This window comes from Mycobacterium sp. 1245852.3 (genome assembly GCF_001669335.1).
GTDB classification, from domain to species: Bacteria; Actinomycetota; Actinomycetes; order Mycobacteriales; family Mycobacteriaceae; genus Mycobacterium; species Mycobacterium europaeum_A.
Window position 1 is genome coordinate 1 of sequence record NZ_LZLL01000319.1, and the last position, 23,274, is coordinate 23,274.

General features: G+C 66.6%; 20 protein-coding genes. 13 read left to right on the plus strand and 7 right to left on the minus strand.

Annotated features, from left to right (window positions below):
- Positions 1 to 151 precede the first annotated feature (151 nt).
- Positions 152 to 805, minus strand: a complete 654-nt coding sequence (locus A9W96_RS14375; protein WP_066865675.1) for a response regulator transcription factor — start codon at positions 803 to 805, stop codon at positions 152 to 154.
- Between the two features lie 113 nt (positions 806 to 918).
- On the opposite strand from A9W96_RS14375, the gene A9W96_RS14380 reads away from it, so the two are divergent.
- The gene (locus A9W96_RS14380) at positions 919 to 2,139 is read left to right on the plus strand and encodes a sensor histidine kinase (protein WP_156765246.1); all 1,221 of its coding nucleotides are present in this window, start codon (positions 919 to 921) and stop codon (positions 2,137 to 2,139) included.
- Positions 2,140 to 2,318: 179 nt separating this feature from the next.
- Here the strand turns inward: A9W96_RS14380 and A9W96_RS14385 are convergent, their stop codons facing one another.
- Together A9W96_RS14385 and A9W96_RS14390 are read right to left on the minus strand one after the other, a co-directional pair.
- Positions 2,319 to 3,935 (minus strand): FAD-dependent oxidoreductase, encoded by a 1,617-nt coding sequence (locus A9W96_RS14385; RefSeq protein ID WP_067140652.1) that lies wholly within the window; start codon positions 3,933 to 3,935, stop codon positions 2,319 to 2,321.
- 26 nt (positions 3,936 to 3,961) lie between these two features.
- Positions 3,962 to 4,639 (minus strand): IclR family transcriptional regulator, encoded by a 678-nt coding sequence (locus tag A9W96_RS14390; protein ID WP_066865690.1) that lies wholly within the window; start codon positions 4,637 to 4,639, stop codon positions 3,962 to 3,964.
- 126 nt (positions 4,640 to 4,765) lie between these two features.
- On the opposite strand from A9W96_RS14390, the gene A9W96_RS14395 reads away from it, so the two are divergent.
- Genes A9W96_RS14395 through A9W96_RS14430 form a run of 8 tightly spaced genes read left to right on the plus strand, consistent with a single transcriptional unit; the run spans position 4,766 to position 13,901 of the window.
- Complete coding sequence (locus A9W96_RS14395) at positions 4,766 to 5,629, plus strand: alpha/beta fold hydrolase (RefSeq protein ID WP_066865693.1); 864 nt, start codon at positions 4,766 to 4,768, stop codon at positions 5,627 to 5,629.
- The gene (locus A9W96_RS14400) at positions 5,629 to 7,353 is read left to right on the plus strand and encodes a bifunctional 3-(3-hydroxy-phenyl)propionate/3-hydroxycinnamic acid hydroxylase (protein ID WP_067140655.1); all 1,725 of its coding nucleotides are present in this window, start codon (positions 5,629 to 5,631) and stop codon (positions 7,351 to 7,353) included. The genes A9W96_RS14395 and A9W96_RS14400 overlap by 1 nt, the downstream gene beginning before the upstream one ends.
- Positions 7,301 to 8,218 (plus strand): 3-carboxyethylcatechol 2,3-dioxygenase, encoded by a 918-nt coding sequence (locus A9W96_RS14405; protein WP_066878012.1) that lies wholly within the window; start codon positions 7,301 to 7,303, stop codon positions 8,216 to 8,218. Before A9W96_RS14400 ends, A9W96_RS14405 begins: the two co-directional genes overlap by 53 nt.
- Entirely contained in the window at positions 8,215 to 9,954 is a 1,740-nt protein-coding gene (locus tag A9W96_RS14410; protein WP_067140657.1) for an FAD-binding protein, read from the plus strand. Before A9W96_RS14405 ends, A9W96_RS14410 begins: the two co-directional genes overlap by 4 nt.
- Positions 9,955 to 9,956: 2 nt before the next feature.
- The gene (locus A9W96_RS14415) at positions 9,957 to 11,258 is read left to right on the plus strand and encodes an LLM class flavin-dependent oxidoreductase (protein WP_066878004.1); all 1,302 of its coding nucleotides are present in this window, start codon (positions 9,957 to 9,959) and stop codon (positions 11,256 to 11,258) included.
- Between the two features lie 23 nt (positions 11,259 to 11,281).
- Entirely contained in the window at positions 11,282 to 12,109 is an 828-nt protein-coding gene (locus A9W96_RS14420) for a coniferyl-alcohol dehydrogenase (protein WP_067140660.1), read from the plus strand.
- The gene (locus tag A9W96_RS14425; protein WP_066865712.1) at positions 12,097 to 13,086 is read left to right on the plus strand and encodes a cyclase family protein; all 990 of its coding nucleotides are present in this window, start codon (positions 12,097 to 12,099) and stop codon (positions 13,084 to 13,086) included. The genes A9W96_RS14420 and A9W96_RS14425 overlap by 13 nt, the downstream gene beginning before the upstream one ends.
- Complete coding sequence (locus tag A9W96_RS14430) at positions 13,086 to 13,901, plus strand: alpha/beta fold hydrolase (protein ID WP_067019504.1); 816 nt, start codon at positions 13,086 to 13,088, stop codon at positions 13,899 to 13,901. The genes A9W96_RS14425 and A9W96_RS14430 overlap by 1 nt, the downstream gene beginning before the upstream one ends.
- A 3-nt stretch (positions 13,902 to 13,904) precedes the next feature.
- On the opposite strand, the gene A9W96_RS14435 is transcribed toward A9W96_RS14430, so the two are convergent.
- From A9W96_RS14435 to A9W96_RS14450, 4 genes are all read right to left on the minus strand, one after another.
- Positions 13,905 to 15,512 (minus strand): multicopper oxidase family protein, encoded by a 1,608-nt coding sequence (locus tag A9W96_RS14435; protein WP_067019502.1) that lies wholly within the window; start codon positions 15,510 to 15,512, stop codon positions 13,905 to 13,907.
- A 182-nt stretch (positions 15,513 to 15,694) separates the two neighbouring features.
- Positions 15,695 to 16,417 (minus strand): SDR family NAD(P)-dependent oxidoreductase, encoded by a 723-nt coding sequence (locus A9W96_RS14440; RefSeq protein WP_066877994.1) that lies wholly within the window; start codon positions 16,415 to 16,417, stop codon positions 15,695 to 15,697.
- A 22-nt stretch (positions 16,418 to 16,439) separates the two neighbouring features.
- Complete coding sequence (locus A9W96_RS14445) at positions 16,440 to 17,207, minus strand: SDR family oxidoreductase (protein WP_067140729.1); 768 nt, start codon at positions 17,205 to 17,207, stop codon at positions 16,440 to 16,442.
- 96 nt (positions 17,208 to 17,303) lie between these two features.
- Entirely contained in the window at positions 17,304 to 20,117 is a 2,814-nt protein-coding gene (locus tag A9W96_RS14450; RefSeq protein ID WP_369830833.1) for an AAA family ATPase, read from the minus strand.
- A gap of 135 nt (positions 20,118 to 20,252) precedes the next feature.
- On the opposite strand from A9W96_RS14450, the gene A9W96_RS14455 reads away from it, so the two are divergent.
- The 4 genes from A9W96_RS14455 to A9W96_RS14470 all read left to right on the plus strand — a co-directional run bounded on the left by A9W96_RS14455 (position 20,253) and on the right by A9W96_RS14470 (position 23,273).
- The gene (locus A9W96_RS14455) at positions 20,253 to 21,059 is read left to right on the plus strand and encodes an SDR family NAD(P)-dependent oxidoreductase (RefSeq protein WP_067140666.1); all 807 of its coding nucleotides are present in this window, start codon (positions 20,253 to 20,255) and stop codon (positions 21,057 to 21,059) included.
- 92 nt (positions 21,060 to 21,151) lie between these two features.
- A complete protein-coding gene (locus A9W96_RS14460) occupies positions 21,152 to 21,817 on the plus strand; it encodes a TetR family transcriptional regulator (RefSeq protein WP_066865727.1) in 666 nt (221 codons plus the stop codon).
- Between the two features lie 11 nt (positions 21,818 to 21,828).
- Positions 21,829 to 22,023 (plus strand): ferredoxin, encoded by a 195-nt coding sequence (locus A9W96_RS14465; protein WP_066865873.1) that lies wholly within the window; start codon positions 21,829 to 21,831, stop codon positions 22,021 to 22,023.
- Between the two features lie 5 nt (positions 22,024 to 22,028).
- Positions 22,029 to 23,273, plus strand: coding sequence for a cytochrome P450 (locus tag A9W96_RS14470; protein ID WP_067140732.1), 1,245 nt, complete (start codon positions 22,029 to 22,031; stop codon positions 23,271 to 23,273).
- Position 23,274: the final 1 nt, after the last annotated feature.

Below are 23,274 nucleotides of genomic sequence, written 5' to 3' on the forward strand. Positions count from 1 at the left end.
CAGCTGATCGCGGCCGGCGGCAGCGGCGATCACCTCTGCGAGGTGGAACGCGGGGCACGCCACCTGATCGCCGAGGCCATAGCGTCGGCCAAAGCAGTGGTGCGGGCGCGGCAGATCGCGTCCACGCCCAAGCCGAATCCCTGGTCGGCCGCTAGCTGAGCAGACCTTGCCGCATTGCCTCGGCGACGGCGGCCGCGCGATCGCCGACGCCGAGCTTCTCGTAGAGGCGTTGCACGTGCGTTTTGACCGTCGACGGGGCCACGAAGAGCTCACCGGCGATCGCGGGGATGCTTTGACCGCGGGCGATCCGGTTGAGCACCTCACGCTCGCGCGCACTGAGCACGGGTGCCGACGGCTCCGCACGCTGCCGGATCTCCGCGGCAAGACCACCGACGAGCGCCGGTGCCACCACGTCGCGGCCCTGCGCGCAGTCGAGCACGGCCTTGACGATCTCGCTGCGCGTCGAGTCCTTGAGCACGAACCCGGCGGCGCCCTGTTGCAACGCCTGGTACACGATCGCCGACTCGTCGTGCGCGGAGATCAGCAGCACCCGGGTGGGCAACCCCTGCGTCCGCACCGCCGCCGCCACCTGGGCGCCGTCCAAGCCGGGCATCCGGTAGTCGAGCAACGCGACGTCGGGCACGTGCGACTTGATCAATTCCAATGCGGCAGAACCGTCTTCCGCCTCACCGACGACGTTCACCGAACCACTCGACGACAGGGCCCGCACCACGCCCTCGCGAAAAAGTGGGTGATCATCGCCGACGACCACGCGCACCTTTTCCGGGCTAGCCGCGCCGACCATGGCGACGAGTGTAGCGGTTTGCGGAGCAGCGACGTTCGCGATCTCCGGACGGCCCGATGAGTCAATTTCCCGTTTGCTTCGGGGTGACGGACGCGGATGAGTACGGTGATCGGGTGGCGGTAGCCGGTGACGCAGAGCTGGAGCGGGTGCGCACGGTTCACCAGTTGCGCTCGTACCGCATCGGCTCGGTGCTGCGCATCGGAGTGGTCGGCCTCATGGTCGCGGCCATGATCATCGGCACCAGCCGATCGGAGTGGCCGCAGGAAAGCGTCCTGATCGTCCTGTACACACTCGTCGCGCTCTGTGCATTCGGGCTGGCCTTCGCCCCTTTCCGACGCTGGATCGGGATGGGCCGACTGGTCGCGATCGGCCGGCTGGAGCCGTTTGCGTTCACCGTCATCGACATCGTCGCGCTGACGGTGTTTCAGCTGTTGTCCACCAACGGGATCTACCCGCTGCTGATCATGGCCATGCTGCCCGTCCTGTTGGGGCTGGACGTCTCCTCGCGCCGGGCGGCGGTGGTGCTGATCTTCTCCATGCTCGGGTTCGCCATTGCCGTACTACAGGATCCGGTGATGTCGAGCGGGGACAGGTTGGCCGAGGCGGGGTTTCGGTTCCTGCTCTATGCATTCCTTTGTTGCGCGGCCTTTCTGGTGGTGCGCATCGAGGAGCGCCACACCCGCTCGGTGGCCGGATTGAGCGCGCTGCGGGAGGAGTTGCTGGCCCAGACGATGAACGCCTCGGACGAGGCGGCGCGCCGGATCTCGGAATTCATTCACGACGGACCGCTGCAAGACATCCTGGCGGTGCGCCAGGAGCTCGTCGAACTGGACGGGGCGTTCGAGGGCGACGAGCGGGTCGGCCGGGCGCTGGGCGGCTTGCAGCTGGCCTCGGAACGGCTGCGGCAGGCCACTTTCGAGCTGCATCCGGCGGTGCTCGAGCAGGTCGGGCTGGGGGCCGCCGTGCAGCAGCTCGCCGAGTTCACCGCGCAGCGTTGCGGCATCGACATCAGCACAGAGATCGAATACTCGGGGCGCCGCGACATCGACGCCGTCGTGTTCGGGGTGGCGCGCGAGTTGCTGTCCAACGTGGTCCAGCACGCTCGGGCCCGGCAGGCGACGGTCATGCTCGGGGTCACCGACCGGACCTGTGTCTTGCATGTGGTCGACGACGGTGTGGGGTTGCGCCAGGAGACGGTGGCGCGGCGGCTGGGCGAGGGGCACATCGGGCTGGCATCGCATCGGGCTCGGGTGGAAGCCGCCGGGGGAGCCTTGATGTTTCTCGACGCCCCGGTGGGAACCCATGTCTGCGTCGAAGTGCCGTTGAGGAATTGACCGCTCCGCGCACCCGTGATCGGCACGCATTAGGTGAATTCCATCCGCGCTAGCACCGGCGCTATCACGAACGAAAGTCACCTACTGGTTCGGCGGAGGTTCACCACGGAGCGCCATCACCGTGCCCCATGGTGAACGGTTTGCGCCACCGCGCTCGGCGGCGCCCATCGAGATAACCCCTATTTCAGGTCGACCGACTTCCCGGTGGCGGCCGCATGGCCGGCACGGTAGCCGAAAACCATTGCCGGGCCCAGTGTTCCGCCGGCGCCGCCGTAGGCCCGTCCGGTCACGCCGCCCATCGCGTTGCCCGCGGCGAAAAGACCCGGTATCGGCTCGCCGCCGACATGCAGGACGCGGGCGTCGTGATCGGTGCGGGGGCCGCCCTTGGTGCCCATTGCGCCGATGCTCACCGGCACCGCGTAGAAGGGCGCGGTGTCGATGGGGCCCAAGGTCTTACCGGCCGGGGTGGTCGCGCTGTCGTCACCCCAGTAGCCGTCGTACGCGCTCGAGCCGCGACCGAAGTCGGGGTCCGCGCCGGCGGCTACGTGACGGTTCCAGCTCTCGACGGTGTGGGCCAGACCGTCGGCGTCGATACCGGTCTTGGCGGCCAACTCGGCGAGGTCTGCCGACTCGCAGAACCAGTCGGGGACGGGCTGCCCCGGCTCGATACCGAGAAATCCGTAGCGCTGCAGGTGAATCGAATCGAACACCATCCATCCGCGGTCGTTGACGTAGCCGCCGCGAGGGTCCAGGTAATGAAAGGCGCCGGCCATCGAGTTGTAATCGCAGGCCTCGTTGACGAAGCGGCGGCCGGCCGAGTTGACGATGATGCTGCGCGGCCGCGTCCTTTCCAGTCGCACGCTGCGGCTGCGGGGCTTGCCCTCGATGGTGTCGCCCGGGATTTGCACGATCGGTACCCACCACGCTTCGCCCATGTTGGCCAGGTCGGCCCCCTGCTCCATCGCCATGCGCAAGCCGTCACCGGTGTTGTTGGGCGGCGAGACCGCCCCGTGCATGGGGCCGCGCAGAAAGGCTTGTGTCAGAGCGGGATCCCACTCGAAGCCGCCGGTGCCCAGGATGACGCCATGCCGGGCGCGAACACTGATCGTCCCGTCCGGCAGGGCCACGCGCACTCCGGTGACTTCTCCGTCGTCGGCGATGAGACCTTCGGCTCGGGCATTGGTGTGTGGGGTCACCCCCGCATCCAGCAGGCCCTTGAGCAGTCCCGCGATCAGCGCGGTGCCGGCCACGCACAGATGGCTGGTTCGTTCGTCGATCGCCGCGTGCAGGCGCGCCCTGGTCTCGGCATCGAAACCGACGTTGGACCAGTCGGCCGGGAAAGACGTGATGCGAGTTGCCCATTCGCCCAACTGAGCCAGGTCGAAGGGGGCGGCGCTCAGCGACCTGCCACCGGCCGGTTGGCCGCCCGGTAACTCGGGACGATAGTCGGGAAAGCCGGTGGCGATCTCGAACTGAAGACCGCTGTGCGCCTCGATGAAGTCGAGCATCGCCGGCCCGGTGCGAACGAACGTTTCCACCAGCTCGTCGTCCATCGAACCGAGCGACTGCGCGCGCAGATATCGCAACGCGTCAGCCGGGGTCAATTCGCCGTCCGGAGAACGGTTGTGGGCGGGGATCCACACTATGCCACCCGACACGGCCGTGGTCCCGCCGACCGTCGAGGCCTTTTCGTAAACCTCCACCGAGGCACCCGCCACGGCTGCGGTCAGCGCGGCCGTAAGGCCGGCACCACCACTGCCGAGCACGACGACATCGGCTTCGTGGTCCCATGACATGGACTGCTATCCCTTCAGCTCAGTGGCTAGCTCAGGAGCTCCGACAACTGCTTGGCGGCTTTCACGACCGCGTCCTTCCCGCGCATCACCACGTCTTCTCGGTGCGAGATGAGGTTGATGCACGTCGGTGGCGAGGGCACCGGGCGGCGCACCCCGACGGCCAGGCCGTAGGTGTTCGGTTCGATCTCGCCATAGGTCGTCACCCAACCACGTTCGCGCGCACGGGAAACCAGCTCCCGCTCGCCCGGACGCGGAGGCATGCACGCGAGCAAGGCGATCCCGGCCGCGCCGCGGTCCAGCGGATATCGGCTGCCTTCGTGAAACGAGAGCTGGTAGGCGACGTGGCTGGGCACGATCACCGCGATCGCCACCTGCTGGTCGCCTTCGGCGATGAGCAGCGACACGGTCGTGCCGAGCTCGTCGGCCAGCGCGCGCAGCGTCGGCAGACTCACCTGGCGCACATTGCGGTCGAAGGAAGCGCCGAGCACGGCCAGGCCCGCCGCCGGACGGTAGCGCCCGTCCTCTCCCTTGGCCACCAGCCGGAACTCGGCCAACGTCGTGAGCAGTCGGTAGGCGATGGTGCGGTGCACCCCGACCTGGTCGGCGAGCTGCTGCACCGTCAACCCGCTGGGCGAGTCCGCCACCATCTGCAGCGCGGTCAGGCCCCTGGCCAGGGTCTGCGAGCCGGTACCGGAGCCCGTCACAGCCTTGACAGACCTTCCCGTGAGAGCGAAGCTCTATATATAACGCACATTAGTGTGCGATATTAGCACACTAGGTAAGCCGAACACGAGAACGAGATTTCCCCGATCTGGAGGCCGGACAGCACCGTGGCGGAGTTCGAGAGCATCTGGAGCGATCTGCAGGGCGTCGCGTTTGAGCAGGGCTACCTCGACGCCGGAGGAGTGCGGACGCGCTACCTGCGAGCCGGTGATCCCGGGAAGCCGGTGTTGGTCTTGTTGCACGGATCCGGCGGACATGCCGAGGCCTATGTGCGCAACCTGGCTGCACACGCCGAGCATTTCTGGACCTGGTCGATCGACATGCTCGGCCACGGGTACACCGACAAGCCGGGCCACCCACTGGAAGTCGCCCACTACGTCGAGCACCTGATGGCCGTGCTGCGCACCATCGGTGTCGACCGTGCCTACCTCAGCGGCGAATCGCTCGGCGGCTGGGTAGCCGCACGCGCGGCCATCGACCACCCGGATGTGGTTGAGCGGCTTGTGCTTAACACCGCCGGTGGCTCCCAGGCCGATCCCGTGGTGATGCAACGGATCATCACGCTGTCCATGGCGGCCGCCGAGGACCCGACCTGGGAAACGGTGCAGGCGCGCATCAAATGGCTGATGGCCGACAAGTCCAAGGGCTACGACGACCTGGTCGCCAGCCGCCAGCGCGTGTATCGCCAACCGGGGTTCGTCTCGGCGATGAGCGACATCATGGCGCTGCAGGATCCCGAGATCCGGGCGCGCAACATCCTCGGCCCGGACGAATACGGCTCGATCGTCGCCCCGACGCTGGTGCTGTGGACCAGTGACGATCCGACCGCCGACGTCACGGAGGGGCGTCGCATGGCGTCGATGATCCCGGGCGCCCGCTTCGAGGTGATGCCCGGTTGTGGCCACTGGCCGCAGTACGAGGACGCCAAGACTTTCAATCGCCTGCATCTCGATTTCCTGCTGGGCCGGTGATGGTCGCACCAAAGCGGGAGGTGGGTGACATCGAAACCGATGTCCTGGTCGTCGGCGCGGGCCCGGTCGGGTTGACCCTCGCCAACATCCTTGGCCTGCAAGGTATCCGAACCATGGTGGTCGACGAGCGGGACACCCTCATCGACTATCCGCGTGGCGTCGGACTGGACGACGAGGCGTTGCGGACCTTCCAGTCGATCGGACTCGCCGACCGGGTGCTGCCGCACACGGTGCCCAATCAGATCTTGCGCTTCGTCGACGCCAAGCGCCGCGTGCTCGCCGAAATGGCCCCGCCGGACGCACGTTTCGGCTGGCCGAAACGAAATGGCTTCGTGCAACCCCTCGTCGACGCCGAATTGTTGGCCGGCTTGGACCGATTCGAGCACGTCCAGGTGCGCTGGGGACGCCCGATGACCGCATGCCAGGAAAGCGCCGACGGGGTGACCGTCGAACTCGGCGGCGGTGGTGACAACGACGGCGACACCGCACGCCTGCGGGCCCGTTACGTGGTCGGGTGCGACGGCGGCCGCAGCATGACCCGCCGGGTGATGGGGGTGTCGTTCGACGGGACGACGTCATCGACGCGCTGGCTGGTGGTCGACATCGCCAACGACCCGCTTGGCCACCCGAACAGCGAGGTCGGCGCCGACCCCGAACGCCCGTACGCCTCGATCTCGATCGCCCACGGAATTCGCCGCTTCGAGTTCATGATTCACGCCGACGAGACCGACGAACAGGCCGAAGATCCGGCGTTCCTGACCCGGATGCTGGCCCGGATGGTGCCTCACCCCGACCGGGTCGACGTCATCCGGCGCCGCGTGTATACCCACCACTCGCGGATCGCCGGCGCGTTCCGGCAGGGCCGGCTGCTGCTGGCCGGCGACGCCGCCCACCTGATGCCGGTGTGGCAGGGGCAGGGTTACAACAGCGGGATCCGGGACGCGGCGAACCTCGGTTGGAAGCTCGCCGCGGTGGTGAGCGGGCGGGCCGACGACAAGCTGTTGGACACCTACGACGTGGAACGCCGCAAGCACGCCCGCGCCATGATCGACCTGTCGACCATGGTGGGGCGGGTGATCTCGCCCACCAACCGCCGGGTGGCGAACGCGCGAGATCTCCTGATCCGGTCGGCGTCAATCGTCCCGTCGCTCAAGCGATATGTGCTGGAGATGCGGTTCAAGCCGATGCCGCGTTATGAGCACGGAGCCGTCGTGCACGTTGCGCCGGGACGCGCCGATTCGCCGGTGGGAACGCTGTTCATCCAGCCGCGCGTCGACACCCGGGATCGGCAGGACGTGTTGCTCGACGATGTGCTTGGTTCTTGGTTCGCGGTGTTGTGCTGGAACAACAACCCCCGCAAAATCCTCGGCGACGTCGCGTTCGCGAACTGGAAAGCGTTGGGCGCGCGCTTCTTCGCGCTCCGACCGGCGACCCAGCTGCACTGGGCGGGGCACGACGACCCCGATGTCGTCGTGGTGGGTGATCGGCATGGCGGCCTAAAGTCCTGGTTCGACACGCACTCGGAGTCGGTGCTGTTCCTGCGCCCCGACCGGTGCGTCGCGGGCGCCTGCATCGCTCAGCGCGCGCCGGACCTGAGCGCCGCGCTTATCGACGCGCTCACACTCACGCCGCGAGGGGGTGATTTGCAAAATGGCACTGGCTCTGTGCTGTATGTCGCACAGCCCTCTCCTGAATCTTCCGGGGCCGTCGCGGGACCTGCTTGATGACATCGAGGGCGCAATCGCGCAAGCCCGGCGATTCGTCGAAGACTACGACCCCGAACTGGTCGTCAGTTTTTCCCCGGATCACTACAACGGCTTCTTCTACAAGGTGATGCCGCCCTTCTGCATCGGCACCAGCGCCCGCGGAGTGGGGGACTACGGCACCCACGCCGGCCCGCTCAACGTGCCGGAAACCCTCGCGGCCGACTGCGCGAAGGCGGTCCTCGACGCTGGCGTCGACGTCGCGGTATCGGCCAGCATGGACGTCGACCACGGGACGGTCCAGCCGCTGGAGAAGCTGTTCGGGGACGCCACCTCGCGTCCGGTGATACCGATCTTCGTCAATGCGATCGGGGTACCGCTGGGCCCGATGCACCGTTGCCGCGCCCTGGGTACCTCCGTCGGCAATTACCTTGCCACCCTGGACAAGCGCGTCCTGATTCTGGGATCCGGCGGGCTGTCGCACAGCCCGCCGGTGCCGAGCTTGGCGACCGCGCCCGCACCGGTGCTGGAGCGGATCGTGCACGGCCAGCCGATGACGTCCGAGCAGCGCCAGGCCCGGCAAGCCGCCGTCATCGACGCGGCCAAGAGCTTCGCCGCCGGTGACAGTGAGCTGCAGGCACTCAACCCGGCGTGGGACCACCGCTTCCTGGAGATCATCGACGGGGGATGGCTGAGCGAACTGGATGGATGGTCGAATTCGTTCGTCGCTCACGAGGGCGGCAGCTCCGCACAGGAGATCCGCACGTGGGTAGCGGCATTCGCGGCGCTGGAAGCGGTGGGCCCCTACGAAATCACCGGGCGCTACTACAAACCAGCGCCCGAACTGATCGCCGGGTTCGCCATCAGAACGGCACTTCCGAAATGACGGCGGCCTCGGACGATTTCGATCACGTCGTCGATGTACTCATCGTCGGATCCGGCGGTGGCGGTATGACGGCCGCACTGACGGCCCAGGCGGCCGGCCTCGACGCGTTGGTGATCGAAAAGTCCTCGCACTTCGGCGGTTCCACCGCTCTGTCCGGCGGCGGCATCTGGGTCCCCGGTGCCCCCGCGCAGCGGCGGGAGGGCTATGTGCCCTCGCCCGAGGGCGTCGTGGAATACCTCAAACGGATCACCGACGGCCTGGTCAGCGAGGCACGGTTACGGCAGTACGTCGAGACGGCACCACAGATGCTGCAGTTCTTGGAGCAACTGTCCGGATGGTTCGAATTCGTCTGGAAGCCCGGCTATGCCGACTACTATCCCGAGTTGCCCGGGGGCTCCGAACTGGGCAGCACCATCAACGTGCCGCCAATCGACCTGCGGAAGTTGGGTGCCGACGAGCAGAAGCTGCTGCAGCCGCTGGCGCTGGCACCGAAGGGAATCTGGCTGGGCCCCAAGGAATTGCGCACGTTCTACCGCATCAGGCAGTCATGGGCAGGCAAGGGTGTGCTGCTCAAATTGATTTCGCGGATGGTCCGGGCCCGGGTGTTCGGCGAGCGGATGGCCGCCATCGGTCAGTCGCTCGCGGCCCGGCTCCGGCTGGCGCTGCGGGAACGCGGCATCCCGCTGTGGCTGGAGTCGCCGATGGTGCGACTGCTCACCGATTCCGAGGGGGCGGTCACCGGAGCGGTGGTGGAACGCGAGGGCGACACACAGCGCGTCGGCGCACGTATGGGCGTCATCCTGGCGTCGGGGGGATTCGACCACGATCTGGCCTGGCGCAAAGAACTTCTGCCCGAGGTGGACCAGGACTGGAGCTTCGGCAATCCCGCGGCGATGGGCGACGGTATCCGCGCCGGCCAACAGATCGGCGCCGCAACGGATTTGCTGGACGAAGCCTGGTGGTTCCCGGCGATCCAGTGGCCGGACGGCCGGATGCAGTTCATGCTCAACGAGCGGATGATGCCGGCCCAGTTCATCGTCAACGGTGCGGGCAAGCGCTTCATCAACGAGGCGGCTCCCTACATGGACTTCGGCCACGCCATGATCGAGGGCCAGAGGTCCGGCATCACCCACATCCCCTGCTGGCTGATCACCGACCACAGATCGTTCAATCGCTACGTCGTCGGTGGACACCTGCCCATACCGAAAATTCCGGGGGCGCCGGTGCCCACCGGCCGCAAAATCCCATCGGCCTGGCTGGAATCCGGTGTGGTCAAGGCGGCCATGTCATGGGACGAGATGGCGGCCAAGATCGGCGTGCCCGCAAGCCAGCTGACCGAAACTGCCCGCCGCTTTAACGAACTCGCCCGCAAGGGACACGACGACGATTTCAACCGCGGCGACAGCGTGTACGACAACTACTACGGCGACCACACCCTGCCCAACCCGAACCTGCACCCCCTCGGCGATCCGCCGTACTACGCCTTCCGGATCGTGCTCGGCGACCTGGGCACCTCGGGCGGTCTCCTGACCGACGAGCACGCCCGCGTGCTGCGGACCGATGGCACGGTGGTGCCCGGCCTCTACGCAGTGGGTAACACCTCCGCACCGGTGATGGGCCGCAGTTACGCCGGTGCCGGGGCGACCATCGGCCCAGCCATGACCTTCGGCTACGTCGCAGCGAAACACGTTGCGGCACAAGCAGCCAACCGAGCCGCTAATACTCATAGGAGGTAACGATGAAAATTTCGCTGTTTTACGAATTCGCCCTGCCGCGGCCCTGGGCGCCCGACGACGAACACGTCCTGCTGCAGGACTGTCTCAACGAGGTCGAGGCCGCCGACAAGGCGGGCTTTTCCACCGTGTGGCTGACCGAGCATCACTTCCTCGAGGAGTACTGCCACTCGACGGCCCCGGAGATCTTCCTGGCCGCGGCCAGCCAGCGGACCAAGAACATCCGGCTGGGGTTCGGCATCATGCACCTGCCGCCGGTGGTCAATCACCCGGCGCGGGTGGCCGAGCGCATCGCCACGCTCGACCTGCTGTCCAACGGCCGCGTCGAATTCGGCACCGGGGAATCGTCGTCGGTCGGTGAGCTCGGCGGATTCAACATCGACCCCGCCGACAAGCGGGCGCAGTGGGAAGAGGCCCTCGAGGTCTCGATCCGCTGCATGATCGAAGAACCGTTCACCGGGTTCAACGGCGAGCATGTCCAGATGCCGGCACGCAACGTCGTCCCCAAGCCGCTGCAAAAGCCGCACCCGCCGGTGTGGGTCGCCTGCACGCGGCCGGCCAGCGTGCAGATGGCGGCGCAAAAGGCCATCGGCGCTTTGAGTTTCGCCTACACGGGTCCCGGTCCGCTGACCGAGCGGGTGAACGGCTACTACAAGGAGTTCGAGGAGAACGGCGTCCCGGTCACCCCCCGCATCAACCCGAACATCCTGGCCATCGGCGGCGACCTGTCGATGATGGTCGCCAAGACCGATGAGCAGGCCCTGCAGCGGCTCGGACAGGGCGGCGGATTCTTCTCGTTCGGAATCATGCACTACTACATGACGGGGGTGCACACGCCGGGGCGCACCGGGGTGTGGCAGCGCTATCTCGAAGAGGTGGAAAAGGATCCGACGCTGGCGTACGGCCCCGGCCGGGGTGCGATCGGATCGCCGGCCACGGTGCGCGAGTTCCTCCGCGGCTACGAAGAAAGCGGCGTCGACGAGATCATCCTGCTGCTCAACCCGCGCAGCCACGAGGGCACCATGGAATCCATCGAGCTGATGGGCTCCGAGGTGCTTCCCGAGTTCATCGAGCGCGACGCGAAGGCCGTGGCGGAAAAGGCGAAGCGGCTGGAGCCCGTCATCGAGAAGGTGGAGTCGCGTCGCCCGGAATCGACCGCACCGCAATTCGACGAGGATTACTCGTTTGGTGGGCTCCCGACTGGCCGCGGCGGTAAGTTCACCGCCAGTGAGATCCCCGAAGCCATGGCGGAGATCAACGAAGGCCGCGTGCAGGCGGCGCAGCGCGCGAAGGAACAGCAGAAGTAAACCGGAGAATTTCGAGGCGAGCCTTGGGAGCAATCGACGAGCTGTGGCGCTACGACGGTCGCCGTGCGGTGGTCACCGGATGTGCCTCCGGCATCGGCGAACACGTGGTGCGGCAGCTCAGCGAGCTCGGGGCCGAAGTCATCGGCCTGGACAAGCGACGGCCGGACTTCGCGATCGACGGGTTCCACGAGGTCGACCTGGCTGATCGGACATCGATCGAGTCGGCGGTAGCCGACGTGACCGGTCCGGTCGATGCGTTGTTCAACGTCGCCGGCGTGTCGTCCGGGATCGGCGACCCGCTGCTGGTGGTGACCGTCAACTTCCTGGGGATGCGCCATCTCACCGAGGCGCTGATACCGAAGATGTCCGCGGGGTCGTCCATCGTGAGCGTGTCATCGCTCGCGGCGGCCGCCTATCGGGAGCACCTGCGGGAGGTGGCGCCGCTGCTGCATACGGCGACGATGCAGGCGGGCATCGACTGGTGCCGTGAGCATCCCGACGTGCTGGGTACCGGCTATCAGTTGTCCAAGGAAGCGATCATCCTGTACACCATGCGCAGCGCCACGCCACTGGGCGCGCGGGGAATCCGCATCAACTGCACGGGTCCCGGCGTGACCGAGACGCCGATCCTGGACCAGCTGCGCACCGCCTACGGGCAGGGCTTTCTCGACGACATCGCCAAGCCGCTGGGTCGCGTTTCCGAGCCCGCCGAGCAGGCCTCGGTTCTGCTCTTCCTGAATAGCGATGCCGCCAGCTATATTTCGGGCCAGGTGTTGTGGGTTGACGGCGGAAACGTGGGCGCCGCGATCGCTGGCGAACTCGAGGAAGGACGTGCTCCGTGGCCAGTGTGACCGACTTTCGCCGGGCCGCTCGCGATGTCAGTAACTGGGGCCGCTGGGGCGATGACGACGAACTCGGCACGCTGAACTTCATCACCTCCGAAAAGATCGCCCAGGCAGCGGGTTTGGTCCGCCACGGCAAGGTTTTTCCGCTCGGGGTGGACTTCGGGTCGTCGGGGCCGCAGGGCGCCTTCGGTTTTCGGCACAATCCCATTCACGTGATGACGGTGGATGGTGGTGACGCCAGCACGCTCGCTCACTACGGCCCGAATTGGGATCGCAATCCCACGGCGGCGCAGATGGGTCCGTACTTCGTCGACAACCTGTTCAGGTTCAACGACGACATGATCATCATGCCGCTGCAGGCGGCCACCCAGTGGGACGCGTTGTCGCACGTCTACTACGACGACAAGCTCTACAACGGGATTCCGGCGGGGTCGGTGACCAGCCTCGGGGCCCGCCACCTCGGCATCGAGAAGGTTGACGGCAAGGGCATCACCTCGCGCGGTGTCCTGCTGGATGTGGTGCGCCATCGCGGCGCGGAGGTCTTCCTGGAGCATGGAAAACCCATCACTCCAGCGGAATTGGACGATGTCGTCCGCTCCCAGGGCGTGACGATCGGGCGCGGTGACATCCTGCTCATTCGCACCGGCTGGTGGACGAGGTTCCTGCAGACGGGCAACAAGACCGAACCGTATTCCGGCCTGGACTGGCAGTGCGCCCAGTGGCTGCACGATCACGAGATCGCCGCGGTCGCGTCCGACAATCTCCAGGTCGAAGACCCGGTGTCCGGGGTTGACGGCGTGTTCTTGCCGTTCCACCTGTTGACGCTGCGCGACATGGGCCTGATGCTCGGCGAGTATTGGGACTTCACGGCACTGGCCGCCGACTGCGCCGCCGACGGTGTGTACGAGTTTCAACTCATCGCACCGCCCCTGAGATTCGTTGGGGCAGTGGGCTCGCCGGTGAACCCGATCGCGATCAAGTGATGCAGCGCAAAACGCTGTCGGTCGATGGGCTGACCACCAGCTATCTGGAAGCCGGCGACGGCGACCCGGTGGTACTGCTGCACGGTGGTGAGTTCGGCGCCGGCGCCGAACTGGGGTGGGAACGCAACTTCGCCGCGCTGTCGGCACGATATCGGGTCTTGGCGCCCGACCAGCTGGGATTCGGGCAATCCGCGAAGGTCATCGATTTCGTCGACGGCCGCGGCATGCGGATCCGGCATGTGGCACGGTTTTGCGAGTTGCTCGGGGTCGACTCGGCGCACTTCGTCGGCAATTCGATGGGCGCCATCAATCTGCTCACCGATGCCACGTCGGAGACCCCGCTGCTGCCGGTTCGCAGCTTGGTGATCATCTGCGGCGGCGGAGAAATCCAGCAGAACCGGCATTTCGAGGCGCTACAGAACTATGACGCCACGCTGCCGGCGATGCGCCGCATCGTCGAGGCGTTGTTCTTCGACCCCGGCTATCCCGATGACGACGACTACGTACGGCGTCGTTACGAATCGAGCACCGCGCCGGGGGCGTGGGAAGCCGTCGCCGCGGCCAGGTTTCGCCGCCCGGGAGCCACGCCGTCGGCGACGCCATCGAGCGCTCGCGCCTACGAACGCATCGGCGTGCCCACGCTGGTCGTCGAAGGGGGAGGCGACAAACTCCTTCCGGCCGGTTGGGCCGCCGAGATCGCCAAGCAGGTCGACGGCGCCCGCTCGGTGGTGGTCGAGAAGGCCGGACACTGCCCCCAGATCGAGCAGGCCTCGGTGGTAGACGAGATGCTGCTGGATTTCCTGGGCGCGGTCTGAACGTCAGAAGACGTAGTCCAGGCGGGTCATCATTCCCGCCACTTGGTGATAGGTGTTGTGGCAGTGCATCACCCAGGTGCCGGGATTGTCGGCGACGAGCACGGCGGCGAGCTTCTGCTTGGGCAGCACCATGACGGTGTCTTTGCGGGCGCCCGGGCTCCCGTCCGCCTTGATCACCTGGAATGTGTGCCCGTGCAGGTGGATCGGGTGATACATCATCGTCGTGTTGTCGAACGTGATGGTCGGCCGTTGCCCCTGGTGCACGTGCAGCGGATTCGTCTTGCCGTAGGGCTGCCCGTTGATCGTCCAGTTGTATTGCGTCATGTTGCCGCCCAGGACCACGGGCAGGTTGAGCCGGGGGTCCGGGCGGCCAAGGTTGACCGGCGTTGTCGCGGTGAACATCTCGACGGTGCCCACCCGCTTGGTGAGTTCGGCGGGTTGAAACTGCGGGTCGGGTGCGCTGCCGGCCCCGGTGGAAAGCACTGCGCGGGCCAGGCCGTTCTTGCCTTCGGCGACCGCGACTAATGGGAAGACACCGTCCGCGGCGGTCACGGTGACGTCGTAGCGTTCGGCCATGCCGATCAGCAGGGCGTCGACCTGCGCGGGCACCACGGGGTAGCCGTCGGTGTGAGTCACCGTCATCGCGTGACCGGCCAGTGCCACCCGGAAGGTGGTGTCGGAGGCGGTGTTGATGAAGCGAATGCGGATGCGCTGGCCTGGTTTGGCATTAAAGGTCATGGGCGAGGCGGGAATTCGCCCGTTGGCCAGATAGTACGGGTAGGCGATGTCTCCGGCGTCGCCGCCAAGGAGGTCGCTGGTGCCGACGCCCGCCGCCGGAGGCGGGGGCGCGGCGCTCGTCGAGGCTGTCGGGCTGGTCGACGTCGTCTCCGACGCCGATGAACTTGTCTCCGTCGTCGTGGTCGTCGGCGTCGTCGTTTCGGGCGCGTTCTGCGGAGGCTTGTTTGGGTTACTCAGTTCGCTGTAGAGCTGCTGGGGACTCTTTCCGGCGCCGTCGGTCCAATCGTCGAGGACGACGATCCACTCGGCGTCGTAGTTGCCCTCGGTCGGGTCGTCGACGATGACCGGCAGATACAGACCGGTGTCCTCGTCGAGGCCGGTATGCGGATGTGCCCAGTAGGTCCCGGAATTCGGCACCGAGAACCGGTAGGTGAAATCCTGGCCGGCCGCGATGTTGGGGGTCGCCGGCTCGGCGCCGTCCATGTCGTTGCGTAGGGCGATGCCGTGCCAATGCACCGACGTCGGATGGTCGAGTCGGTTGGACACCGTCACCTCGACCTCGTCGCCGATGCTGGCGCGGATCACCGGGCCGGGGATGCCGTTGCCGAAGGCCAGCGTGCGGACGATCGGTCCACCCAGGTCGACCTGGACCTGTTGGGCCGTCAGCTTGGCGGTGACGGTGCGGCCGCTATGCGGTCGGGCGGCCTCGGTTTCGGCGATGGCCGCCGACATCCGGGCACTGCCCGACGGCTCGGGCTTGGTTTGACTGCACGCCGTCAGCGCCAACCCGCCGGCGATGCCGGCGGCCATGAAACCGCGCCTGGTGAGCCGAGTTCTGTCGAAGGGCGCGCCGCTGGTCGGTTGCACGGGCAATTGGTGCTCCTCGTCTTTGGTTCGCCCCAACGTTCTCGTGCTTGGATGCTAGGCGGAGCGCAACAGCCAGCGCTAGACCTTTCGCTTATCGGGCGTGTGCGCGGGCATGCTCGAACAACGCTGTGGCGGCTTGCCCCCATGTGAGAGTGACCCCGCGCGAACGCTTCTGGGCCGAAAGGACCTCACACAGCCACACCGCCCCCATCGACATGCAGGGTCGAACCGGTGACAAAGCTGGACCGCGGAGAACTCAGGAAGAGCACCGCCTCGGCGATCTCGGACGGGAAGGCGGTGCGGCCCAACGGCAGCGCCCTCCCCAGGTCCTCGTTGACTTCCCCCCATTCCGCGGCCACGCCGGGCGTGCGGGTGGGCCCGGGCGCGACGCTGTTCACCCGCACCCCGGCCGCTCCGAATTCGGCGGCCCAGGTGCGGGTGAGCGATTCCAGCGCGGCTTTGGAAGCGCTGTAGCCCGAGGCGCCGGGAATTCCCTTGAATGCGGCCATGGTGGTGATGTTGACGATGCTGCCACGGCCGCGCTTCAGCATCCCCGGGATCAGGCCGGCTACCAGGAAGTACGCACCGCGAACGTTGGTGTCGAACAATGTCTCGAAAGACGCCGCATTCTGTTCGACCGTCAACGCCGACGGAAAAGTGCCGGCGTTGTTGACGATGATGTCGACCTCACCGCACTGTTGCACAAGCGAATTCACCGACTCGAGATCGGCCATGTCGGTCTGGATAAACCGCGCGTTCGGGCCAATCAGCTCCACCGCTTGCGCACCTCTGACCGGATTGCGACCCGTGACAATCACGGTGGCGCCCTCGCTTGCGAGCAGTCGCGCGGATTCCATTCCGATGCCCGCCGTCCCGCCGGTGATGACGGCGGTGTGGTCCATCAGCTCCATCGGACTCACCTGTAGAAACCTCTTACTTGGCGCCGCTGGGTGTCTGGGAAGCCATCCAGGCGCTGAAGGTGGTGGGGTAGACGACCACATCTTCACCATCGATGGGAACGATGCTGCGTTCGTCGAGCACCGCACCGTAGTAGCGGGCACCGGTATCGGTAACCACCTGGCGCGCATCACCCGTTACCGCAAACCTTGCCCGGATGAAGTCGTCCATGCCTTGCTTTTCGGGGCCGGCGATGTTGATCACCCCGTTGATTGGATCGGCGGTCGCCGCACGGGTAACGGCCGTCGCGACATCCGCCGAAGCAATGGGCTGAAACGCCCCGTGCGGCGCGCGGACCGTGTCACCGTCGGCCAATGAATCCGCAATGCCGTCAACGAATTCAAAGAACTGAGTCGCCCGCACGATTGAGTACGGAGATCCCGATTCCGTGATCACCTTTTCCTGGGCTATCTTGGCCCGCATGTAGCCGCTTTCGGCGGCCCGGTCGGCGCCCACGATCGATAAGGCGACGTGATTGCGCACCCCGGCGGCCCGCTCCGCCGCCAGCAGGTTGCGGGTGGAGGTGGTGAAGAAGTTCAGGACATCATCGTCGGCCCAGGACGGCGAGTTGGAGACGTCCACCACCGTGTCGACACCGGTGACGGCATCGGCAACACCCTCCCCGGTTACGGTGTCGACGCCGGTGCTCGGTGATGCCGGGACTGCTTGGTGTCCCTGGTCGGTCAGCATGGCGACGACCTGTGATCCGATCAGCCCGCTGCCACCGATTACCAAAATCTTCATGATCATGCCTTTCAAGTCTCCCGATGCACTGGCCCTTTCAGCATGATTCAGGCGAGGGCAAGTCGGAACCCTGGAAAGTCCGTAGTTATGCCGAACTCAGGGGGCCAAGTCCTTGGCCAAACCTCGCAGTTGGCGGCGCGAGGTGAGGCCAAGCTTGGCGAACACTTTCCGCAGGTGCCATTCGACGGTGTGCGAGCTGATGAACAACTGCGCGGCGATCTCGGGGTTCGTCAGCCCCTCTCCGGCCAGCCGGGCGATCTGCGCCTCCTGTGCCGTGAGCTCACCGCCGGATGCTGCGCCTGCTTTGGCCGACCGCTTGCTCACCTTCTCGCCGGTGGCCAGCAGCTCGCGACGGGTCCGTTCGGCGAACGCCTCGGCTCCCATCCGGGCGAACATTTCGTGGGCGGTACCCAACTGGGCGCGCGCGTCGATCCGGCGGTTGCAGCGGCGGAGCCATTCCCCATAGGACAGGTGCGCCCGCGCCAGCTGAACCACGATGCGGGTTCGCGCAAGCCGCTCGATTGCGTTCCGGTAGAAGACCTCCGCTTCACGGTCGGTAGTCAGCAGCGCCCGTGATCGCGCGTAAACTCCGGCTGCCCAATCTGTTTGGGCCCCCAGCGCCCGGGCTTCGAGTTGACGCAGCGCGTCATTGGCGGCGTCTTTGGCGCCGCTTCTCGCGGCAGCTTCGATGAGTTCCACGAGGCACTGGCCGAACAGACCTAAATCCTCGTGTTCGCATGCCTGGCGCGCGGCGGCGAAGGCATCGTCGTAGCGGCTCAGACCGTTGTAGAGGACAGCGCTGGAATACCCGGTCAACGCCACTATTCGGCCTTCGCCCCTGGCGATCCCGTCTGTTGCCGCTCGGTCGATCAGATTGGTCGCGACGTTCTCATTGCCCCGCCAAGCGGCCAGCAGCACCGAGTGATATTTGACCGGGGCATAACCCGTAGCAGCCGAGATGGCGTCGGCCTCCTCGACAAGTTGGGATGCCGTTGCGAATTCGCCGGCCTGGACGTGTACACCGGCGCGATAGACCAGGGCGTTCGGTAACACGGCGAGTGCGCCCGCCGCACGCGCCAGGCGTACCGCGTGGGTGGCCAGCCGATGCCATACGTCGTCGTCCCAGAGTTCGTGGGCGGCAGATTCCTGGACGATGGGAAAGGCTCGCCAGAACCAATGCATGACGTCATCGGCGCGCTCGGCGGCAGCTTCGATGAGGCGCAGCGCTTCGCGCATCGCTGCCAGACTCGGGACAAGTCCAGCCGTCGCCCGCAGCGCGACGCCATCAAGAAGGAGATCGACCGGCCGTGCCGGCTTCGGCCCGGGCGGTGCCGCGCGGGCCGCCTCGGCGGTCGACGCAATACCGCCATGCGGGCACAGCCGGCCGCCGAACATCGCCGCCCCCACGGCGTCTAGGTACGTTTCGCGGGATTGCGCGTCGTCCAGTGTTTCCAGCCGGCGTGCGGCGTCGAGCAGGCATACGGCCGCATCGGAGACCATCGGTGCATCGGCATCACCGCTACGGCTGCGGGAGAAAACGATCTGCGCGCGCAGTCGGGTGACGCGGGCCTGCTGCAGCTTGTCCAGTGGCGCGGCCTCGGCGATGGCGAGCAGCTCGTCCGCGGCGTCGAAGGCCGCCACGTCACGCTTGGCCTGGGCGGCCGCGAGTGCCCGTGCCCCTCTGCGGGCCGAATCCGAGGTCAGTTGGGTGGCCCGTTCCAGGAACGCGGCAGCCGCGGCCACTCCGCCTCGGGCCTGGGCGCGGTCGGCGGAGCTCTCGAGTGCGGCGGCGATGGATTCGTCCGGACCCGGAGCCGCAATGGCCAAATGCCACGCGCGCCGGTCCGGATCGCTTCGTGGGTCGGTCACCTCAGCTAGCGCCCGATGTACGCGTCGGCGATTCATCAGATCCGCCGTGCGGTACGCCGCAGACCTCACCAGAGGATGACGGAATCGCACCCTGGTGCCCACCTCGATCAATCCGGCCGCTTCCGCTCTGGCCGCCGCGTCAAGTGGAAGCCCTAAATGCTCTGTGGCGCGCGACAATAGCGCCGCGTCGCCCACCGGCTCTGCGGCCGCAATGATCAATAGCTGCTGGGTCTCGTCCGGCAGTGACCGGATCCGCCGGACGAATGTCTGCTCGATCTGTCCCGCCAGTGGTTGCACGTCCGGGCGCTGGAAGCCGCCGGCCAGCTGCGCGGCGGTCAGACCCCTGGGCAACTCCAACAGCGCCAACGGATTTCCCCGGGTCTCCGCCACGAAGCGCTCGCGCACCTCGTCGTCCAGTCGGCCCGGGATCACCGAATCCAGCAATGCGCGGGCGTCGGCGGGATTGAGGCCGCGGACCGCCAACCCGGGCAACCCGTCCCAATCATCGGCATCGATGGCGGCCGAGGCGTCTCGCACCGCGAACACCATCGCCACGGGCTCGGCGATCAGTCGCCGGGCGACAAACGTCAACGTCTGGGCCGAGATTCGGTCGATCCACTGCGCGTCATCGATGAGGCACAGCAAGGGCTGGGCCTGGGTCGCTGCATCGATCAGACTGAGCACGGCCAGCCCGACGAGGAAGCGATCCGGCGCAGGTCCGGCGCTCCGGCCGAATGCGATCTCCAGTGCACCGCGCTGCGGAGGCGGCAGTTGATCGATGCGATCCAGCAGTGGCACGCACAGTTGCTGTAAAGCGGCAAACGGGAGTTCCATCTCGGACTCCACCCCGGAAACCCTAGCCACGCGGAAGCCCGGGGCACGCTCGGAAACGAAATCCAGCAGCGCCGTCTTGCCAATGCCTGCCTCGCCCCGCAGCACCAGAACCTGACTCTTGCCCGAGCGGGCGCCCGACACCAGCCGGTCGAGGGCAGCACATTCCGCGCGCCGACCACGCAAAGGTTGTGCCTGTTGATCTTTCACCCACACCGCCGCTGGAAAGTGATTTGCCGTTCGACTTTACCGAGCGCACCTGCCTATGGCGTCGAGCACCGACCGCGGCCCGTGTCTTAAATCAATTGCTTGACTTAACGCGGCAGGCGCCGATTAACTCGTCGTGTGGTCAACGAATTGGACGGCAAGGTCGCCATCGTCACCGGCGGCGCTTCGGGCATCGGTCGCGGACTCGTGGAGCGGTTCGTGGTCGAGGGCGCGCGAGTCGTCATCGCCGATGTCGAGACCGACCGCGGCGAGGCGTTGGCCGCATCGCTCGGCGGCGCGGCCGCCTTCCGGACGACCGACGTCTCCGATCCCGAACAGGTGGGGGCGCTGGTATCCGATGCCGTCGAGGAGTTCGGCGGTCTGCACGTCATGGTGAACAACGCCGGGATCTCCAGCCCGCTGCGGAAATTGCTCGACGACGACCTCGCCGATTTTCACCGGGTGATGGGGGTCAACGTGCTCGGCGTGATGGCGGGCACCCGAGATGCCGCGCGGCACATGGCCGAACACGAGGGCGGATCCATCATCAACATCACCTCGATCGGCGGCATCCAGGCCGGCGGCGGTGTGATGATCTACCGCGCGTCCAAGGCGGCCGTCATTCAGTTCACCAAGGCCGCGGCAATCGAGTTGGCAATTCACGAGATTCGGGTCAACGCCATCGCGCCCGGCAACATACCCACGCCGATCCTGGGCAAGTCGGGTGCCGGCATGGACCCCGAACAGCTGCGGCAGTTCGAGGCGCGAATTCGCGAGACGATGCGGGAGGACCGGCCGCTGAAGCGCGAGGGCACGCCCGACGACGTGGCCGAGGCGGCGCTGTATTTCGCCACCGACCGCTCGCGCTATGTCACCGGGACGGTGCTTCCGGTCGACGGTGGGACCGTGGCGGGCAAGCCGATCCGGTCCAAGCGACACAGCTGACACCGCCGGAAGGCCCCGAGCGCGATGATGGACGGTCCAAAAATTTAAATCAATCGCTTGACTTAAAGTACCGTACGGGGTTGACTGATCCAATGACCACCGCCGGCCGGACCGTTCGCACCGATCGGGCCAGTTCCACCCAAGAGGCGATTCTCGTGGCGGCCGAGCGCCTGTACGCCGAGCACGGCATGTTCGCCGTGTCCAACCGGCAGGTCAGCGAGGCCGCCGGCCAGGGCAACAACGCCGCCGTCGGCTATCACTTCGGCACCAAGGCCGACCTGGTGCGGGCCATCGAGCACAAGCACCGCGGGCCCGTCGAGCAACTGCGCGAACAGATGGTGACCGAGCTGCTAGACACGGGCGGTTCGACCGACATGCGCAACTGGGTGGCCTGTTTGGTGCGCCCGCTCACCGATCACCTGGAGGAGCTCGGAAATCCGACCTGGTATGCGCGTTTTGCGGCCCAGGCGATGACCGACCCCGCCTACTACAACATCATCGTCAAGGGCGCGCTCAGCTCCCCGTCGCTGGTCCAGGTCGTCGAGGGAATCAACCGCTGCCTGCCCGAACTGCCGGCCGAGGTGCACTTCGAACGCAACATCATGGCCCGAAACTTGTTGATGCACACCTGCGCCGATCGTGAACGTGCGCTCGCCGCAGGAGCGGTGACGTCCCATCGTTCATGGCGTGCCGCGGCGTCCGGACTCATCGACGCGATCGTGGGCCTGTGGCTGGCGCCCGTGACGGCGTACGAGTGAAGGGCGTGCGAATGAAAGTGACTGTCGACCAAGACCTTTGCGCTTCATCAGGGAACTGCGTGATGAACGCGCCCGAAGTGTTCGACCAGCGCGACGACGACGGCGTCGTGCTGCTGCTCAATCCCAATCCCACGCCCGAGCAGGCCGAGGGCGCGCGCCGGGCGGCGGCGGCCTGCCCCGCGCTTGCCATCCACATCGAGGAATGAAAACGATGTCCGACACCCTGACGAGCACCGCGGCGGAGCACGCGTCCGAAATTCCGGACTACCCGATGGCCAGGGAGCCGCGCTGCCCCTTCGCGCCACCGCCGGATGTCATGGCGCTGGCCGAAGCCCGACCGCTGTCCCGGGTCCGGATCTGGGACGGCAGCACACCGTGGCTCATCACCGGCTACGAGCAAGTGCGCGAGCTGTTTTCGGATTCGCGGGTCAGCGTCGACGACCGGCAGCCCGGCTTCCCGCACTGGAACGAAGGCATGCTGTCCACGGTGCACAAGCGGCCGCGATCGGTCTTCACCGCCGACGGCGAGGAGCACACCCGTTTCCGGCGGATGCTGTCCAAGCCGTTCACCTTCAAGCGTGTCGAAGGTCTGCGCCCGACCATCCAGCGCATCACCGACGAGCACATCGATGTGATACTCGCCGGGCCGCAGCCCGCCGACATCGTCACCGCATTGGCGCTCCCGGTGCCCTCGCTGGTGATCAGCCAGCTGCTGGGCGTCCCCTACGAAGACGCCGACATGTTCCAGCATCACGCCAACGTCGGCCTCGCGCGTTACGCCACCGGTGAAGACACCGTCAAAGGCGCCATGAGCCTGAACAAATACCTCGCTCAGCTGGTCGAGGCCAAGATGGAGAACCCGGCCGAGGACGCGGTTTCCGACCTCGCCGAGCGGGTCAAGGCCGGCGAACTCAGCGTCAAGGAGGCCGCCCAGTTGGGCACCGGCCTGCTGATCGCCGGGCACGAGACCACCTCCAACATGATCGGTCTCGGCGTGCTCGCCCTGCTGGAAAACCCCGACCAGTTGGCCGTCATCCGCGACGCTGAAGATCCGAAGGTCATCGCCAGCGCGGTCGAGGAACTGCTGCGCTACCTGAGCATCATTCAAAACGGCCAGCGCCGCGTCGCGCTCGAAGACATCCACATCGCCGGCGAAACCATTCGCGCCGGTGAGGGCATCATCATCGATCTCGCCCCGGCCAACTGGGATCCGGACGCGTTCGCGGAGCCGGACCGGCTCTACCTGCATCGCTCCGGCGCAGATCGCAACGTCGCATTCGGCTATGGCCGGCATCAGTGCGTCGGGCAGCAGCTGGCCCGCGCCGAGCTGCAGATCGTGTTCCACACGCTGGTGCGGCGCATTCCCACACTGCGACTTGCCATTCCGATCGAGGAGGTTCCGTTCAAGGACGACCGACTCGCCTACGGCGTCTACGAACTGCCGGTGACCTGGTAGC

What these genes read in the sequence shown, in the direction of transcription:
- A9W96_RS14470 (WP_067140732.1), top strand. Translation starts at nt 22,029, where the DNA reads ATGTCCGACACCCTGACGAGCACCGCGGCGGAGCACGCGTCCGAAATT.
- A9W96_RS14465 (WP_066865873.1), top strand. Translation starts at nt 21,829, where the DNA reads ATGAAAGTGACTGTCGACCAAGACCTTTGCGCTTCATCAGGGAACTGC.
- A9W96_RS14405 (WP_066878012.1), top strand. Translation starts at nt 7,301, where the DNA reads ATGTCGCACAGCCCTCTCCTGAATCTTCCGGGGCCGTCGCGGGACCTG.
- A9W96_RS14375 (WP_066865675.1), bottom strand. Translation starts at nt 805, where the DNA reads ATGGTCGGCGCGGCTAGCCCGGAAAAGGTGCGCGTGGTCGTCGGCGAT.
- A9W96_RS14430 (WP_067019504.1), top strand. Translation starts at nt 13,086, where the DNA reads ATGCAGCGCAAAACGCTGTCGGTCGATGGGCTGACCACCAGCTATCTG.
- A9W96_RS14460 (WP_066865727.1), top strand. Translation starts at nt 21,152, where the DNA reads ATGACCACCGCCGGCCGGACCGTTCGCACCGATCGGGCCAGTTCCACC.
- A9W96_RS14385 (WP_067140652.1), bottom strand. Translation starts at nt 3,935, where the DNA reads ATGTCATGGGACCACGAAGCCGATGTCGTCGTGCTCGGCAGTGGTGGT.
- A9W96_RS14415 (WP_066878004.1), top strand. Translation starts at nt 9,957, where the DNA reads ATGAAAATTTCGCTGTTTTACGAATTCGCCCTGCCGCGGCCCTGGGCG.
- A9W96_RS14445 (WP_067140729.1), bottom strand. Translation starts at nt 17,207, where the DNA reads ATGAAGATTTTGGTAATCGGTGGCAGCGGGCTGATCGGATCACAGGTC.
- A9W96_RS14410 (WP_067140657.1), top strand. Translation starts at nt 8,215, where the DNA reads ATGACGGCGGCCTCGGACGATTTCGATCACGTCGTCGATGTACTCATC.
- A9W96_RS14400 (WP_067140655.1), top strand. Translation starts at nt 5,629, where the DNA reads ATGGTCGCACCAAAGCGGGAGGTGGGTGACATCGAAACCGATGTCCTG.
- A9W96_RS14440 (WP_066877994.1), bottom strand. Translation starts at nt 16,417, where the DNA reads ATGGAGCTGATGGACCACACCGCCGTCATCACCGGCGGGACGGCGGGC.